The following is a 15,567-nucleotide window of genomic DNA, read 5'->3' on the forward strand; positions in this document are numbered from 1 at the left end:
GAGGATTCATTGTTCACTGTTATCACCTCCGACCGCGCCCGGACGGCGGGCGCGGTGCGATACCGGGCAGGGCCCGGCGTATTCAGTTCGTGCCGCTCAGATGGGGTAGTGGCGCGGGCCGTTCTGCACCGTCACCCAGCGCAACTGGGTGAACTGCTCGATGCTCGCGCTGGAACCGAAGCTGCCGTAGCCGCTGGACTTCACCCCGCCGAAGGGCATGGGCGCCTCGTCATGCACGGTCGGGCCGTTGATGTGGCAGATGCCCGACTCCACGCGCTGGGCCAGCGCCAGGGCACGGGACACATCGCGGCTGAAGATCGCCGCCGACAGGCCGAACTCCGAGTCATTGGCCAGGCGCAGCAGCTCCTCGTCACCCTGCCCGCGCAGGATCACCGCCACCGGGCCGAAGGATTCCTCGCGGTACAGGCGCATGGCCGGGGTGACCCGGTCCAGCAGCACCGGCTGCATCACGCTGCCGCTGCATTCACCACCGGCCAGCAGGACCGCGCCCTTGTCGAGGGCGTCCTGCACCAGGGCCATGATGCGTGCGCCCGCCTGGGCGTCGATCAGCGAGCCGAGTACCGCCTCGCCGGGCAAGCCGGCCTTGAGGGTGCCGACCTTGCTCGCCAGGCGCGCGGCGAAGTCGTCGGCAATGCGCGCGTCTACCACCAGCCGCTCGGTGGACATGCAGATCTGCCCCTGGTTGAAGTAGGCCCCGAAGGCCGAGGCGGCCACGGCCTGGTCCAGGTCCGCGTCGTCCAGCACCAGCAGCGGCGCCTTGCCGCCCAGCTCCAGCACCGCCGGTTTCAGGTGGCGCGCGGCGAGCTGGCCGATGATGCGGCCGACATGGGTGGAGCCGGTGAAGTTGACGCGGCGCACCGCCGGGTTGGCCACCAGCCGCTCGACGATGGCGGCAGCGTCTGCCGGGGTATTGCTGATGACGTTGACCACGCCATCGCCCAGGCCTGCCTGCTGCAGCACCTCGCCGATCAGCGCGTGCACCGCTGGGCTGTTCTCCGAGGCCTTGAGCACCACGGTGTTGCCACAGGCCAGGGGCATGGCCAGGGCACGGGTGGCGAGGATGATCGGTGCATTCCAGGGCGCGATGCCCAGCACCACGCCGCAGGGCTGACGCAGGGCCATGGCGAAGCTGCCGGGTACATCGGAAGGGATCACTTCGCCCTTGATCTGGGTGGTCATGCCGGCGGCATCGCGCAGCATGTTGGCGGCCAGCTTCACGTTGAAGCCGTACCAGTCGGCGGTGGCGCCGGTTTCCACGGCCATCGCCATGAAGCGCTCGCGGCTGGCCTCCAGCAGGCGGGCCGCCTCCAGCAGGCGCGCCCGGCGCTCGGCGGGACCGAGGGCGGCCCAGGCCGGGAAGGCGGCCTGGGCGGCGGCCACGGCGGCATCGGCGTCTTCCAGGGTGGCGGCGGCCACGCGGCTGACGACTTCACCGGTGAAGGGGCTGTGGCGCTCGAACACCGCGCCGGTGGCGGCAGGACGGGTACGGCCGGCGATCAGCAAAGGCACGTCGAACATGATCTGCTCCTGTTGTGATTGTTCTGCGGGGACGGTGCCTGGCGAACCAGGCGAACGCCCCCGGAGCGCGCGCTGTCAGCGCTTGTAGGCTTGCAGGCCGGGCTTGATGCTCTTGTCGTCGAGGAACTGCTTCATGCCCTGCTCGCGGCCGCCTTCCTTGTCCAGCAGGCGGGACTGGTCGAGCTTGGCGTAGAGGTAGTCCTCGTTCTGCTCCCAGGTCAGCTCGCGGCAACGCTTGAAGCCATTCTTCGCGGCACGCATCACCACCGGGTTCTTGTCCAGCAGGTTGCGTGCCAGCTCGATGGTGGTCTCGCGCAGCTGGGCCAGCGGCACGCTCTCGTTCACCAGGCCCATCTCGGCGGCCTTGCGGCCATCGAAGGTCTTGCCGGTCATGATGTAGTACAGCGACTGGCGGTGGCCCACGGTGTCGGCCATGGCCTTGCTCACCAGGTTGCCCGGGGGGATGCCCCAGTTGATCTCCGACAGGCCGAAGGTCGCCTCGTCGGCGCAGATGGCCAGGTCGCAGGCCACCAGCGGGCTGAAGCCACCGCCGAAGCACCAGCCGTTGACCATGGCGATGGTGGGCTTGGCGTACATGCGCAGCAGCTTCCACTGCCATTGCGAGGCTTCGCGGCGGATCTTCTCCTGGAGGATCTCGGGGCCGGCGTCCACTTCGCGGAAGTATTCCTTCAGGTCCATGCCGGCCGTCCAGGACTCGCCCGCGCCGGTCAGCACCAGCACGCCCACGTCCGGGTCCTGCTCCAGGGTTTCGAGCACGTCGACCATCTCGCGGTTCAGCGTCGGGCTCATCGCGTTGCGCTTCTCGGGGCGGTTGAGGGTCACCCAGCCGATGCCCTCCTCCACGTCGACTTTCACGGTCTGCCAGCGGTTCTCGTAGTTGCTCATGTCGCGTACCTGCTCTTGTTTTGGAATGGCCTCAAGGTATGCCGGCCATTTAGTTATGTCAATTAACGATTAATTCGCACTGTGCGATCAGCGAACCAGAGCGGGTCGGCACCCGGCTACTGATTAGCCTGCGTAACCAAACCAGCCCAGAACACACGACTTCAGGCCGAAGCCAGCGGCCTTCCGGCACGGCTGCCAAGGGCCACCACCACCAGCGCCGCCACCAGCAGGCCGGGCGCTGCGGCCATCAGTACGCCGGCCGTGCCGGCGCCGGCGGCGAGGATCTGCCCGGCGGCCAGGGGCCCGCTGACCGAGCCCAGCCGGCCGACGGCCACCGCCGCCCCGACCCCGGTGGCCCGGACCTGGGTCGGGTAGTAGGCCGGCGCCAGGGCGTAGAGCACCAGCTGCGCAGCCATCACGAAGACACCCGCGGCGAAGCCTGCCGCCGCCATGCTCGCGACGCTGCCGGAGAAGCCGATGCCGGCCAGGGCCAGCAACAGGCCGGTGTAGATGGACAGCACCACCGGCGTGCGGCGGAAGCGGTCCAGCAGCACGCCGCCCATCAACGAGCCCAGGGCCCCGCCGACGTTGAAGACCATCTGCACCATGCCCGCCTGGGGCTTGCTGAAGCCAAGCTCCAGCAGCAGCGAAGGCAGCCAGTTGAGCAGCATGTACATCACCGTGAGGGTGAAGAAGTAGCTGACCCAGAGGGACAGGGTGATGCGCGTGCGACCGTCGCCGCAGAGCGCTTCGACGGTGGACGGACGCACCGCGCCGCCCTGGTCGCGCTGCTGATGGAAGGCGGCGGACTCGGGCAGCATCAGCAGCATCAGCGGGGCGATGACCAGGGGCGCGACGCCCCCGACGATGAACACCCACTGCCAGGCTTCGCCGGCCAGCATGCCCACCAGGGCCGCAACCGCCCCGCCCAGGGGCACGCCGCAGTACATGATGCTGATGGCGGTGCTGCGCTGGCGCTCCTCTACGGCTTCGGCGCACAGCGCGATCAGGTTCGGCAGCGCCGCGCCCAGGCCCAGCCCGGTCAGGAAGCGCGCCGCCAGGAGTCCGGTCAGGCTGCCGGCGTAGGCGGTCCACAGGGAGAAGATGCCGAACAGCACCACCGCCGCCACCAGCACCTTCTTGCGGCCGATGCGGTCGGCGATGCAGCCACCGAGGAAGGCCCCGGGCAGCAGGCCGATGATGCTGGCGCTGAACATCCAGCCCATCATTTTCGGGTCCAGGTTGAAGGCGGCGCGGATGCCGGCAGCGGCGATGCCGGCGGATTGCAGGTCAAGCCCCTCGATCAGGGCGACGATGAAGCACAGCAGGATGGTCAGCCGCGAGCGGCCGGTAGTGGCGTGCATGGAAGGCCTCGCTTTTATTGTTCTTGTGAAGGGACGACAGGCCGTCGTCCGGCTTCAGAAGATTAACAAACAAAACTAAAAAAACAGCCCCCAGCCTCCGCCTGCCACTGGCAACGGATCTTCCTTCTGTGACAAGGACTTGGCGTCCTGCCACCACGAATCAGGCAAACAAGTTAATGTTTTTAATGTTCGATTAACGGCCACTCCCAATTGATAAGCCGGGTCGGCACTTCCATCCTGCGGTCGCGATCGGCCCTGTGCCGTCGCATGCCCACAAGAACAACAAAAGGACTCCGCACATGCCTGCACGCCCTGGTCGCGCCCAGCGCCCGCACCCGCTTTGCCACCTTTCGCCGCTGCTGCTCAGCCTGGCCACCGGAACCGCCCTGGCGGACGGCTTCGTCGACGACAGCCACGCCAGCCTGACCCTGCGCAACTACTACCTGGACCGTGACTACCAGGACGATGGCGCCAAGTCCGAAGCCCGCGAGTGGGCCCAGGGCTTCATCCTCAAGTTCCAGTCCGGCTTCACCCCTGGCCCGGTGGGCTTCGGCCTGGATGCCACCGGGCTGCTGGGGGTCAAGCTCGACTCCTCGCCCTCGCGCAGCGGCACCGAGCTGCTGCCGGTGTCCCCCAGCAGCGGCCGCGCCGCCGACGAGTACGCACGCCTGGGGCTGACCGGCAAGGTGAAGGTCGACAAGAGCCTGCTGCAGGCCGGTGACCTCAACCTGGCCCTGCCCTCGGCGCTCTCCAGCCCCTCGCGCCTGCTGCCGCAGACCTTTCGCGGGGCATACCTGACCTCCGGCCAGGTGGAGGGCCTGACCCTGCATGCCGGCTACCTGGACCGCATCGCCAAGCGCAACTCCACCAACTACGAGGCCATGTCCATCGCCTCGCCCAACGGGCGCTTCAACGGGCGCGCCACCACGTCCCACGTGAACCTGCTGGGGGCCGACTACGCCGTCAGCCCGGCACTCACGCTCAAGGCTCATTACCTGGAAGCCCCCGACCTCTACGACCAGGCCTACCTCGGCCTGCTGCACAAGCTGCCCGTGGGCCCCGGCAACCTGAGTACCGACGTGCGCGCCTTCTTCAGCGACGACAACGGCCGCGCCGAAGCCGGCAAGGTGGACAACCGCCACCTCTCCCTGCAGTTCGCCTACGGCCTGGGCGGGCACCGCTGGACCCTGGGCTATGCGCACCAGTCCGGCGACACCGCCACGCCCTACCTCTCCGGCACCGAGCTGATGGGCATCAGCGAGATGACCATGAGCTCGGACTACCTCAACGCCCGGGAGCGCATGTGGCAGGCGATCTGGGACTACGATTTCGCGGCGTCCGGCGTGCCGGGCCTGACCGCGCGGTTGCGCTACGTGCGCGGGGACCACATCGAGCTGGCGGCCCTGCGCGCCGATGACCGCAAGGAGCGCGAGCTGCAGTGGGAGGCCGGCTACGTGATCCAGGAGGGGCCGCTGCGCAACGTCGGCTTCCGTGTGCGGCAGTCCTTCTACCGCAACGACTTCCCCACCGGCGCCGCCTTCCGCGACGAGAACCAGACCCGCTTCCTGGTGACCTACACGCTGCCGATCTGGTAGCCGCCGGCAACCGACCGTCGCGGCAACGGTCCGCGACGGTCCTGCGCCCTGCCCCGCTCTCGGCACGGCCGCCCCCCTGTCGGCCAGGGGCGGCATTGGCAGCAAGGCGCACGGCATGCCGATCAATCCGCAAGAAAGCGCCCGGCGGGTCGGCGCTGGGCCATGCGTGCGAGCAGTTGCAGCACACCGCCGAACAGCACCGCCACCAGGGAGAAGGTGAAGATCAGCCCCTGGCCGTCGCTGCCCATCGCCAGGCTCAGCAAGGTGGGTGCGCTGGCAGCCGAACTCACCTGCACCACGCTGACCAGGCGCGCCAGGCGACCGTCCGGGTCATGGGTGACCACGGCCGCCATGTAGTAGGTCAGCGCCAGGACCCAGCCGAAGTTCATCAGGAACACCACGCCCGCCAGCCCGGCGGCGTGTTCGACGCCACGGGCCAGCAGCACCACGGACAGCGCGACGCAGAGGCTGCCGACGAGGATCATCGGCAAGCGCCCGACCCGCCGACCGAGCAGGCTCGGCAGGCCGGCACCGGGCAGCCCGCCCAGCAGCCCGAGGCTGACGGCCCAGCCCACCTGGGCGGCATCCAGCCCCTGTTCACCGGCCAGCCCGTCGACGAAACCCCACACCGCGTAGATGGAAAACTGCAGGCAGAGCATGCCCAGCAACGCGGCGATGCCGACGGCTGCCGAGCCGCAGGCAGCAGGGCCGCTCAGCACCGCCTCGCCAACCTCCAGCTGGCGCGGCAGCACGCCACACGCCCACCACGCCAGCGCGAACCAGCCGGTGATCACCCCCAGGGCAACCCCGCCTCCGAGGTGCTCGGCCAGCTGCGGAACGACGGCCGCCATCAGCGCGAAGACCAGTGTCTGCGTCAACAGCAGCAGGCCGAAGGAGCGGTCCGGCCCCGGCATCCGCCCCAGGGCGAACACCGCCTGGGCATAGAGCGCACCGGAAGCCATTCCGGCCAGCAACCGCAGCGCCAGCAGCGGCCCCAGGGCGTCGGCCAGGCAGGCAGCGGCGTTGAACAGCACCAGGGCGGCCGCCATGGACTGGCAAGCCAGGCGATTGCCCAGGCGCGCGGCGAACAGCGGAACCAGCAGCGTGCCGATCACCGAGCCGCACATTTCCACGGCGATCAGGGTGCCCTGCTGGGGCAGCGAGAGGCCGAGGCGTTCGGCCATCAGGCCGATGAAGACCGGCTGGATGCCCACCACCAGGATGGCGATGGCGGCCACGAAGATGCAGGCCGCGCGGGCGGCTCGCGAGTGATGCGTGATCATGGTGTCGAATCCTGAAAGACGGGCGCGAGGCCCGGGCGGGTCAGTCCAGCCGGTAGATGCGGATGACGACCCGGTCCTCGCCGGGGTAGGTCACCCGCCCGATGAAGGCGGCCTCGGTGAGCCAGCCGAGCGCGCCCCGTGCCACCTGGAAGCGCGGGCTGCAGGTGCAGCGATAGAGGTGTTCCGGCAACGGCCAGGTGCCCTCGTCTTCACGGCGGCGGCCCTCCTCGCTGAGCACCAGGAAGCCCCGGTTGTGCACGTTGATCAGCTCGCCCCGGTCGGTACGCAGGCTGTAGGTGGCGTCCAGGTCGCCGACCCCATCCGGACGCAGGCAGTAGAAGTCGGCGCCACCGGGCAGCACGTCGCCCTGCAGGCCCGGACCGACGAAATGTCCACCGAGGATCGGGTAGTTGGCACGACGCCCGTCGATGGCCTCCCCCAGGGGCTGGGGCTCGCCGATGGCCACGTCCAGGGTCATCACCCACTCCAGCGCCGGTGCCGGCACGCTCATGTCGTCTTGCATGGGTCGCTCCTCGCAAGGGGCCCGGGTCGCCCCGGGCCGGCGGGGTCAGTGGGAGGTCTTCACGGTCGTCCAGGTGCGGGTGCGCACCCGCTCGGTGGCGGAAGACACCGGCTCCAGCGGGAACAGCGTCCGGCGCACCTCGTCGGAGACGTACATGTTCGGGTCGTTGCGGATCTCCGGCGACACCAGGGCGGTGGCGTCCTTGTTGGGGTTGGGGTAGCCGATGGCATCGCTGATGCGGGCGATCACCTCGGGCCGCAGGATGTAATTGATGAAGGCGTGGGCCTCGTCAGGGTGCGAGGCCTTGGCCGCCACGGCCATCACGTCGGACCACATCGGCGCGCCCTCCTTCGGCATCGCCATGGTCACCTTCACGCCCTTGCCGGCGGCGTTGGCCAGCTTGCGCGCCAGTGCCACGCCGCCGGACCAGCCGACGGCGACGCAGATCTCGTCGTTGGCCAGGTCCATGCCGTAGCGCGAGGAGTTGAAGTAGGTGACGTAGGGGCGGATCGCCTGCAGCGCCTCGGCAGCCTTCTTGTAGTCGCCGCGGTCCTCGCTGTTGGGCGGCAGCCCTTGGTAGTGCAAGGCGATGGGCAGGATTTCGTTGCCGGCATCGAGGAAGCCGACCCCGCAGCTGGCGAGCTTCGAGAGGTTCTCGGGCTTGAAGATGAGGTCCCAGGTGTTCATCGCCACGTTCGGCCCCAGGGCCGCCTGCACCTTGTCGACGTTGTAGCCGATCAGGGTGGTGCCCCAGAGGTAGGGCACGGTGAAGCGGTTGCCGGCATCGCCCACCGCTTCGAGGCTGGTCATGAAGGTGGGGTCCAGGTGCTGCCAGTTGGGCAGCTTGGCGCGGTCCAGTGGTTCGAAGGCGCCGGCGGTGATGAGCTTGCCGATGTTGGCGCTGCTGGGGAACACCACGTCATAGCCGGAATTGCCGGTGAGCAGCTTGGACTCCAGGGTCTCGACGCTGTCGAACACGTCGTACACCGGGCGGATGCCGGTCTCCTTCTGGAAGTCCTTGAGCACGTCGGGCGGCAGGTACTCGATCCAGTTGTAGATGCGCACGGTGCGCTCGTCGGCGTGGGCGCCGGCCAGGGTGGCAAGCGCCAGGGCCAAGGCGGCCGCGATGCGGAAGGGTTTCATGGCGAGGTCTCCTGGCGCGATCAGTAACGGTAGGTGAAATAGAGTTCGAGGGCGCTGAAGCGGTCGTCGTTGCCGAACACCTGCTTGGCGGCCGCCTTCGGGTCCACCCAGTTGTACGACAGCGAGGTGTACAGCCGCTCGGTGGGTGTCCAGTCGAGGTACACCACGCTCTCGTCGGCAAAGCGACGGTCATCGACGGCCACGCCCTGGTAGTTCTTCTCGTCCAGCCAGAACTGGTAGTGGATGGCCCCCAGGGCCAGGGTCTGGCTCAGCCGGGTCTTCACCGAGAACTGCTGCACCCGCTCGTTGCTGTTGAAGAGCACGTAGTTGCCCATCACGTCGCCCACCAGCCAGGTGCTCCAGTCGACGAAGCCCTTGGCCAGCGGGTCCCAGGATTTCTGGGTGGTGTCGGTGACGTCGTCATCGCCGGAGAACACCGCGTAGCGATAGCCCAGCACCGGGGTCAGCGGCAGCGTCTCGAAGGCGTAGTCAGCCTGGGCGTACCAGGCCTTGGCGTCGTAGTCGACACCGTCGCCGCTGCCGCGCTGCACGGCATATTCACCGTTCAGGGTCAGCGCATCCAGGCCCGGCAGCTTGCCGTTCAGTGCACGCAGGTTGTAGACGTGCATGCCGTCGCGGCGGATCGGCGTGCTGTAGTGGCGGGTCAGCGAATCCACGTTCATCGCCATGGCGCCCAGGGTGACGCGACCGTCGAGGTCGTAGTCGAGGTTGGCGCCGTTGAGGCGGTAGTCGCCCAGTTGGGTGTCGGTGCGCAGGCTGAAGGCCTGGACCTTCAGGGCGCCGTGGTCCCAGGCGAGGAGCCCGGAGTCCCGAAAGGCGGTACGCGGGCCGAGCCAGTAGGCGCCGTCATCCAGGGCGTCGAGGTTGCCGTCCATGACGATGAAGCCGGTGCCCACCTTGTAGTTCTGCCGGCCGGCGGTGAAGGTCCACTCGCCGGCACGGAACCCTGCGTACAGCTCCTCGGTGGAGACCTGGCCGTCGGAGCTGCGGGTGAAGCCGCCGGCATCGCCGTCGCCCAGGGTCTTGGAGGCGACCACCGAGCCACCGGCGATCAGGTCGAAGTCCGGCGTCACCCCGTACTTCAGGGTCACGCCCGGCTTCAGGTACATCTCCTGCCAGTCGACGCGGGTGCCGCCGTTGCGGCCGTTGCGCTGATCGACGCGGCCGGCGCCGAAGTTGACGTTGCGGGTCATGACGGTGGAAGCGCCTGCCGTGAGGGTCGCCTCGCCGGAGAGGTCGCTCTCTTCGAAGGTGTAGCCGGCCAGTGCGGCCTGGCTGGCCAGCGGGAGGGCGAGCGCGGTCAGCGCCCGCTGGAAACGCAGGGTGCGGTACATGGTGAGCTCCTGTGCATTTGTTCTTGTGTTACAGGGCAGTGGAAGTAGGCGGCTGGGCCGCCGAACGCCCGCCGGGGCGGGCGAATCCGGAATCGGTGTTCCGTGTTGGAATCAGGTCAGGCCTTCAGGTGTGCGGCGATGGCCCTCAGCATGCGGACGCTGTCGGCGTCGAGGTCGGTGACGGCCTCGGGCAACGAGGACTGCTTGACGATCACCACCCGCGACGGCCAGTCGATGAACAGGTACTGGCCATGGATGCCGCCGGCCATGAGCGCCAGGCTGTGGTCGTTGAACACGTACCACTGGCTGCGGTACGAGGCGCCGGGGGTCCACTCGGAGAAGTCGGCGTTGGCCGCGTAGATCGCCGGATCGGCGCCGGCGGCGATGCGCTCGATGGTGTCCGCGCCCAGCAGCTGGCGGCCCTGGTGGCGTCCACCATTGGCCAGCAGCAGGCCGAAGCGCCCCATGTCACGCAGGGTGGCGCTGAAGCCGGCACCGGCCACGCCCCGCCCCCAGGGGTCGGCCATGAAGTAGCCATCACGCTCGCAGCCCAGCTCCTGCCAGACCCGTTGCAGCATCGCCGGGCAACTCTCGCCGCTGGCGCGCTCCATCACCCAGGCCAGGGCCTCGGTGGTGGCGGTGACGTAGTGGAAGAAGCCGCCGTGCTCGCCCTTCTTCTGCAGCGACGGCAGGTACTCGTAGAGCGAGGCGTAGCGCGCGTAGGCCGCGGGCGCCGGTTGGAAGCCACAGGCGTAGCCGTACTGGGAGCTTTCCGAGTCGGGGTCGTCGTAGACCTCGCTGTAGTCGATGCCCACGGCCATGTCGAACAGCTGGCGCACACTGGCATCGCCGAAGGCACTGCCGGCGAGTTCCGGCACGTAGTGGGCGGCCGGCAAGGCCGGGTCCAGCACGCCATCGCTGACCAGTTGCTCGCCGAGCGTGCCGATCAGCGACTTGGTGACCGAGAACATGATGTGGCGGTCCTGCGGACGCTGGCCGCCGAAATAGCGCTCGCACACCACTTCGCCGGCCTTGAGCACCAGGAAGGCGTCGGTGTGGCTGGCCAGCAGGTGCTCCTGCACCGATACCGACGCGCCGCTGACGCTTTCGAAATGCAGGCCTTCCAGGCTGCGCGTGGCCGCCGGGAACACGCTGGCCGGGCCGGGGCCCGCCTCCACATCGATGCTCGGACGCAGCCGCGCCAGGGAACGGAAGCCCCAGCGGTTGTAGGGCGGGCTCATCCAGTTGCCCCAGGTCACCCGCTGTTCGGGTGCGGCGGGGAAGCCCTGCATCAGCGGCGTTTCGGGCTCTCCGGCCTGGACAAGGCGACGGGCGTGCTCATACAGCGGGACAAGGGGGTGGGCGTTGGGGTGACTCATCTCGGCATTCCTGGACAGGTGACTCTGCGTGTGGAGCAGATGCCCAGAAATGATTAATCCGATTATTTATTTAAGTCAATAAAGTTTTTGTGCCGATCAACGCTCTCCGTCTATCATCGCCGCCACATGCACCCGAGCCGAGGAATTCAGTGAGCGGACTACGAGAACGTCAGAAGGAACTGCGCCGCCAGGCCATCGCCGAGAGCGCCGTCGCCCTGTTCAAGAGCCAGGGGTACGGCAACACCACCGTCGAGCAGATCGCACGCCAGGCCGGCGTCTCGGTGCCCACGGTGTTCAAGTACTTCGGCAGCAAGCAGGAAATCATCCTGGAGATGCTCAAGGAGGCCGACCGCCGCGCCATCCTCGACAGCCACGAACTGCCGCTGGACGGCGAGCCGGTGGACGTGCTCTGCCAGCTGGAGCAGCGCATCGTCGGCTATGCCCTGACCATGCTGCCGGCGGCGCTGTGGCGCGAGCTGCTGCCGCTGGTGCTCATCGGCGGCAGCGACGGCCTGCCGGAGGCCTACCGCCAGCTGAACAGCAACCTGCAACGGGAAATCGCCGGGGTGCTGCGCGCCCTGCAGCAACGCGGCAGGCTGCGCGCCGACCTGGACGTGGAGCTGGCCGCCTTCCTGCTCAACGACTACTCCCACCTGCAGTTGCTGCGCCTGACCAGCACCGACGAACCGGACCTGGCCGCCCACCGCGAGCAGGTCCGCCGCACCACCCAGCTGATCTTCGACGGCATGCGCGCCCTGCCGCCGCGCGACTGAGTCACCTCAGGAGAGGATCTTCAGGCCCTCCACCGGGCCGTCCTGGCCACCGAACAGGCGGGCATAGCGCAGCGTCGCGTTGGCGTGCTCACGCATGATCGCCTCGGCCCGGGCGCCCTGCCCGGCCAGCAGCGCGTCCACTACCGTGTGGTGCTGCAGGTGGGCGAAGTTGAAGCGGCGGAACTCACGGGCGAGGTCGTTGCGATCCACCGCCAGGGAGCTGACCGAGGCGAAGGGCAGGTGCTCGTTGCGCGCCAGGGCATCGGCGATGGCCGGGTTGCCGCTGGCCTCGATGATCACCTGATGGAAGCGCTTGTTGATGTCGTGGTACTCGGCCAGGTCGTCTTCGCTCACGTGGCCCTTCTCGAACAGCCGGTCGCCGTCGGCCAGGCATGCCAGCAGCACGGCCCGTGCCGCCTCCGACAGACCCCGCTCGGCCGCCTGGCGCGCCGCCAGCCCTTCCAGCACACCGCGCACTTCCACGGCACCGGCCAGGTCGTCGAAGGTCACCTGGCGCACGGCGAAGCCGCGTGCGCCCTGGCGAATCAGCAGCCCCTCCTGCTCCAAGGCGCGGAAGGCCATGCGCACCGGCATGCGCGACACCCCCAGGCGTTCGGCCGTGGGAATCTCGGCGATGCGCTCACCGGCGGGTATCTCGCCGTCCACGATCATCTGCCGCAGGCGGTTCAGCACCCGTTGCCCTGCTCCACTCATGCGCGCCCCTTGGGATCCAATTTCACGAAGGCCCGTACTCTAGCCAGCCGCCCAGCCCCCTGCCAGAGGCCGGACGCAGGCGTTCCTTGTCTCAGCGTTCGCTGATCGCACGGTTATTGGATCCAAACAGCCGTAAATCATGGATTCCACCCGCCCGAAGCGCCAGCATTGGATCCAATACAACAACAACGAGGACCGCCCCATGTTCCCGAAGAATGCCTGGTACGTCGCCTGCACCCCGGATGAAATCGACGGCAAGCCCTTGGGCCGCATGATCTGCAACGAACGGATGGTGATCTACCGGGGGGCCGGCCAACGTGTCGCGGCCCTGGAGGACTTCTGCCCCCACCGCGGCGCGCCGCTGTCCCTTGGATCCATTCAGGACGGCAAGCTGGTGTGCGGCTACCACGGCCTGGTGATGGACTGCGACGGCCGTACCGCCTCCATGCCGGCCCAGCGGGTGCAGGCGTTTCCCTGCATCCGCGCGTTCCCGGTCCAGGAGCGCCACGGCTTCATCTGGGTCTGGCCCGGTGACGCCGCCCTCGCCGACCCGGCCCTGATCCCCCAGCTGGAGTGGGCCGAGAACCCGGCCTGGGCCTACGGTGGCGGGCTCTACCACATCGCCTGCGACTACCGGCTGATGATCGACAACCTCATGGACCTGACCCACGAGACCTACGTCCACGCCTCCAGCATCGGCCAGAAGGAGATCGACGAGGCACCGGTCTCCACCCGCGTGGAAGGCGACAGCGTCATCACCAGCCGCTTCATGGAAGGCATCCTGGCCCCGCCCTTCTGGCGCGCCGCCCTGCGCGGGAATGGCCTGGCCGACGACGTGCCGGTGGACCGCTGGCAGATCTGCCGCTTCACCCCGCCCAGCCATGTACTCATCGAAGTCGGCGTGGCCCACGCCGGCCGAGGGGGCTACGACGCCCCCGCCGACTGCAAGGCGAGCAGCATCGTGGTGGACTTCATCACCCCCGAGACGGACACCTCCATCTGGTACTTCTGGGGCATGGCGCGCAGTTTCCGCCCCGAGGACGCCGAACTGACCGCGCGCATCCGCGAGGGCCAGGGCGCGATCTTCGCCGAGGACCTGGAGATGCTCGAACAGCAGCAGCGCAACCTGCTGGCCTGGCCCGAGCGGCCCCTGCTCAAGCTCAACATCGACGCCGGCGGCGTGCAGTCCCGGCGCATCATCGAGCGCCTGGTCAACGCCGAACGCGCCGCCGAGGCCCAGCTGATCGGGAGGCAAGCCTGATGCTCGACCTGATGATCCGTGGCCTGCGCCTGGAGGCGCCGGGCATCCTCGGCCTGGAACTGGTGGCTGCCGACGGTTCGCCCCTGCCCGCCTTCGAGGCCGGCGCGCACCTGGACCTGCACCTGCCCGGCGGCCTGGTGCGCCCCTACAGCCTGTGCAACGCCCCCGGCGAGACACACCGCTACTGCCTCGCCGTGCTGCTGGACCCGGCGTCCCGGGGCAGCTCCCGCGCCGTGCACGAACAGCTGCGGGTCGGCCAGCACCTGACCACCAGCGCACCGCGCAACCTCTTCCCCCTTGTGGCCGAAAGCAGCCGCAGCCTGCTGTTCGCCGGCGGCATCGGCATCACCCCGATCCTCGCCATGGCCCAGGCGCTGGCGGCCCGGGGCGACACATTCGAGCTGCATTACTGCGTGCGCTCGCGCAGGCTTGCGGCCTTCATCGACTGGCTGGAGGCCAGCACCTTCGCCGCGCACGTCCACCTGCACGCCGACGACGGCCCCACGCCCTTCGACGCCCCTGCGCTGCTGCGGGACGCCGGCGACGCCCACCTCTACGTGTGCGGGCCGGGCGGCTTCATGGAGCACGTGCTGGGCTGTGCCCGCACCGCCGGCTGGGACGAAACGCGCCTGCACCGCGAATACTTCGCCGCCCCCGTGCAGCCTGCCGGCGAGGCGCGCGCCTTCGAGGTGCGCCTGGCGCGCAGCGGCCTGACCCTCCAGGTGCCGGCCGAACGCAGCGTCGCCCAGGTGCTGGACGACGCCGGGGTGTGCATCCCGCTGGCCTGCGAACAGGGCATCTGCGGCACCTGCCTGACCCGGGTGCTGGACGGCGAACCCGAGCACCGCGACAGCTTCCTCACCGACGCGGAGCGGGCCCGCAACGACCAGTTCACCCCCTGCTGTTCGCGGGCCCGCAGCGCCTGCCTGGTACTGGACCTCTAGCAGGACGACCCGGGCGGCTTGGCGGTGCCCGGGTCAGTTACCGGCCGACAGCCCGCAGTCGATGGCCAGGTCCGCCCCGGTGATGGAGCGCGCCAGGGGTTGGCAGAGGAAGTGGCACAGCTCGGCCACTTCCTCCGGCTGGATGAAGCGCGCCTGTTCGCCCTGGGGGTACTTGGCCAGCAGCTCGCGGTAGTAGCCGTCGGGGTCGCCGTTGCCGTAGCGCTCGGCCTGGAAACTCAGCATCGGGGTGACGATGTCCCCCGGGGACACCGCGTTGCAGCGCACGCCGTCCGGCGCCAGGTCCAGGGCCAGGGTCTTGGTCAGCAGTGCCACCCCACCCTTGCTGGCGCAGTAGGCGGCGGCGTTGCGGTTGCCCTGGCGCCCCGCATCGCTGGAGATGTTGACGATGCTGCCCTGGGTGGCGCGCAGGTGCGGGATGGCCGCCTTGCACATGAAGAACACGGCCTTGAGGTTCACCCCCAGCACCAGGTCGAAGTCTTCCTCGCTGAAGTGCTCCACCGGGCCTTCGCGCCAGATGCCGGCGGCGTTGACCAGCGCGTCCAGCCGGCCAAAGGCGCTGACGGCGGCCGCGACCACCGCCTCGCAGTTGTCCGGGCGACGGATGTCGGCGGCGGCGATGGCGCACCCGGGGAACGCCTCGCGCACCTGCTCCAGGCCGGCGGCGTCTACGTCGGTGGCCAGTACGTTCCAGCCGGCCTGGTGGAAGCGCTTCACCAGGCTGCGCCCCAGGCCTCCGGCGGCGCCGGTGATGACGATGCTGTTCATGC

The 15,567-nt window shown here is 68.8% G+C and carries 14 protein-coding genes; 4 read left to right on the top strand and 10 right to left on the bottom strand.

Features of this window, described 5'->3' with window-relative positions:
- Positions 1-96: 96 nt before the first annotated feature.
- From BM198_RS19265 to mhpT, 3 genes are all read right to left on the bottom strand, one after another.
- Complete coding sequence (locus BM198_RS19265; protein ID WP_074971766.1) at positions 97-1,539, bottom strand: aldehyde dehydrogenase; 1,443 nt, start codon at positions 1,537-1,539, stop codon at positions 97-99.
- A gap of 75 nt (positions 1,540-1,614) precedes the next feature.
- On the bottom strand, positions 1,615-2,445 hold the full coding sequence (locus BM198_RS19270; protein ID WP_074971767.1) for a p-hydroxycinnamoyl CoA hydratase/lyase: 831 nt from the start codon (positions 2,443-2,445) through the stop codon (positions 1,615-1,617).
- Between the two features lie 161 nt (positions 2,446-2,606).
- Positions 2,607-3,809: a 3-(3-hydroxy-phenyl)propionate transporter MhpT gene (mhpT, locus tag BM198_RS19275; protein ID WP_074971768.1), complete on the bottom strand. Its 1,203-nt coding sequence runs from the start codon at positions 3,807-3,809 to the stop codon at positions 2,607-2,609.
- Positions 3,810-4,108: 299 nt separating this feature from the next.
- On the opposite strand from mhpT, the gene BM198_RS19280 reads away from it, so the two are divergent.
- On the top strand, positions 4,109-5,404 hold the full coding sequence (locus tag BM198_RS19280; RefSeq protein WP_074971769.1) for an OprD family porin: 1,296 nt from the start codon (positions 4,109-4,111) through the stop codon (positions 5,402-5,404).
- Between the two features lie 122 nt (positions 5,405-5,526).
- Here the strand turns inward: BM198_RS19280 and BM198_RS19285 are convergent, their stop codons facing one another.
- The 5 genes from BM198_RS19285 to BM198_RS19305 form a co-directional block, all read right to left on the bottom strand.
- Positions 5,527-6,687 carry an MFS transporter gene (locus tag BM198_RS19285; protein ID WP_074971770.1) on the bottom strand — a complete coding sequence of 387 codons (1,161 nt, stop codon included), beginning with the start codon at positions 6,685-6,687 and terminating at the stop codon, positions 5,527-5,529.
- 40 nt (positions 6,688-6,727) lie between these two features.
- Entirely contained in the window at positions 6,728-7,210 is a 483-nt protein-coding gene (locus BM198_RS19290; RefSeq protein ID WP_074971771.1) for a DUF3237 domain-containing protein, read from the bottom strand.
- A 45-nt stretch (positions 7,211-7,255) separates the two neighbouring features.
- Positions 7,256-8,353, bottom strand: a complete 1,098-nt coding sequence (locus tag BM198_RS19295) for a polyamine ABC transporter substrate-binding protein (protein ID WP_074971772.1) — start codon at positions 8,351-8,353, stop codon at positions 7,256-7,258.
- A 20-nt stretch (positions 8,354-8,373) separates the two neighbouring features.
- A complete protein-coding gene (locus BM198_RS19300; RefSeq protein WP_074971773.1) occupies positions 8,374-9,708 on the bottom strand; it encodes an alginate export family protein in 1,335 nt (444 codons plus the stop codon).
- A gap of 116 nt (positions 9,709-9,824) precedes the next feature.
- Complete coding sequence (locus tag BM198_RS19305; protein ID WP_244165716.1) at positions 9,825-11,000, bottom strand: serine hydrolase domain-containing protein; 1,176 nt, start codon at positions 10,998-11,000, stop codon at positions 9,825-9,827.
- A gap of 236 nt (positions 11,001-11,236) precedes the next feature.
- Here BM198_RS19305 and BM198_RS19310 point away from each other — a divergent pair, with 236 nt between their 5' ends.
- The gene (locus tag BM198_RS19310) at positions 11,237-11,860 is read left to right on the top strand and encodes a TetR/AcrR family transcriptional regulator (protein WP_074971774.1); all 624 of its coding nucleotides are present in this window, start codon (positions 11,237-11,239) and stop codon (positions 11,858-11,860) included.
- Positions 11,861-11,866: 6 nt separating this feature from the next.
- On the opposite strand, the gene BM198_RS19315 is transcribed toward BM198_RS19310, so the two are convergent.
- The gene (locus BM198_RS19315; RefSeq protein WP_074971775.1) at positions 11,867-12,574 is read right to left on the bottom strand and encodes a GntR family transcriptional regulator; all 708 of its coding nucleotides are present in this window, start codon (positions 12,572-12,574) and stop codon (positions 11,867-11,869) included.
- A gap of 202 nt (positions 12,575-12,776) precedes the next feature.
- Between BM198_RS19315 and BM198_RS19320 the strand changes: the two genes are divergently transcribed.
- Positions 12,777-13,835, top strand: coding sequence for an aromatic ring-hydroxylating dioxygenase subunit alpha (locus tag BM198_RS19320; protein WP_074971823.1), 1,059 nt, complete (start codon positions 12,777-12,779; stop codon positions 13,833-13,835).
- Positions 13,835-14,779, top strand: coding sequence for a PDR/VanB family oxidoreductase (locus BM198_RS19325; RefSeq protein WP_074971776.1), 945 nt, complete (start codon positions 13,835-13,837; stop codon positions 14,777-14,779). The genes BM198_RS19320 and BM198_RS19325 overlap by 1 nt, the downstream gene beginning before the upstream one ends.
- A gap of 33 nt (positions 14,780-14,812) precedes the next feature.
- Here BM198_RS19325 and BM198_RS19330 read toward each other — a convergent pair whose 3' ends face one another.
- Positions 14,813-15,565, bottom strand: coding sequence for an SDR family NAD(P)-dependent oxidoreductase (locus tag BM198_RS19330; RefSeq protein ID WP_074971777.1), 753 nt, complete (start codon positions 15,563-15,565; stop codon positions 14,813-14,815).
- Between the last annotated feature and the right edge of the window lie 2 nt (positions 15,566-15,567).

The sequence above is a fragment of the Metapseudomonas otitidis genome, assembly GCF_900111835.1.
GTDB classification, from domain to species: Bacteria; Pseudomonadota; Gammaproteobacteria; order Pseudomonadales; family Pseudomonadaceae; genus Metapseudomonas; species Metapseudomonas otitidis.

What these genes read in the sequence shown, in the direction of transcription:
- BM198_RS19265 (WP_074971766.1), bottom strand. Translation starts at nt 1,539, where the DNA reads ATGTTCGACGTGCCTTTGCTGATCGCCGGCCGTACCCGTCCTGCCGCC.
- BM198_RS19270 (WP_074971767.1), bottom strand. Translation starts at nt 2,445, where the DNA reads ATGAGCAACTACGAGAACCGCTGGCAGACCGTGAAAGTCGACGTGGAG.
- mhpT (WP_074971768.1), bottom strand. Translation starts at nt 3,809, where the DNA reads ATGCACGCCACTACCGGCCGCTCGCGGCTGACCATCCTGCTGTGCTTC.
- BM198_RS19280 (WP_074971769.1), top strand. Translation starts at nt 4,109, where the DNA reads ATGCCTGCACGCCCTGGTCGCGCCCAGCGCCCGCACCCGCTTTGCCAC.
- BM198_RS19285 (WP_074971770.1), bottom strand. Translation starts at nt 6,687, where the DNA reads ATGATCACGCATCACTCGCGAGCCGCCCGCGCGGCCTGCATCTTCGTG.
- BM198_RS19290 (WP_074971771.1), bottom strand. Translation starts at nt 7,210, where the DNA reads ATGCAAGACGACATGAGCGTGCCGGCACCGGCGCTGGAGTGGGTGATG.
- BM198_RS19295 (WP_074971772.1), bottom strand. Translation starts at nt 8,353, where the DNA reads ATGAAACCCTTCCGCATCGCGGCCGCCTTGGCCCTGGCGCTTGCCACC.
- BM198_RS19300 (WP_074971773.1), bottom strand. Translation starts at nt 9,708, where the DNA reads ATGTACCGCACCCTGCGTTTCCAGCGGGCGCTGACCGCGCTCGCCCTC.
- BM198_RS19305 (WP_244165716.1), bottom strand. Translation starts at nt 11,000, where the DNA reads ATGCAGGGCTTCCCCGCCGCACCCGAACAGCGGGTGACCTGGGGCAAC.
- BM198_RS19315 (WP_074971775.1), bottom strand. Translation starts at nt 12,574, where the DNA reads ATGAGTGGAGCAGGGCAACGGGTGCTGAACCGCCTGCGGCAGATGATC.
- BM198_RS19320 (WP_074971823.1), top strand. Translation starts at nt 12,777, where the DNA reads ATGTTCCCGAAGAATGCCTGGTACGTCGCCTGCACCCCGGATGAAATC.
- BM198_RS19325 (WP_074971776.1), top strand. Translation starts at nt 13,835, where the DNA reads ATGCTCGACCTGATGATCCGTGGCCTGCGCCTGGAGGCGCCGGGCATC.
- BM198_RS19330 (WP_074971777.1), bottom strand. Translation starts at nt 15,565, where the DNA reads ATGAACAGCATCGTCATCACCGGCGCCGCCGGAGGCCTGGGGCGCAGC.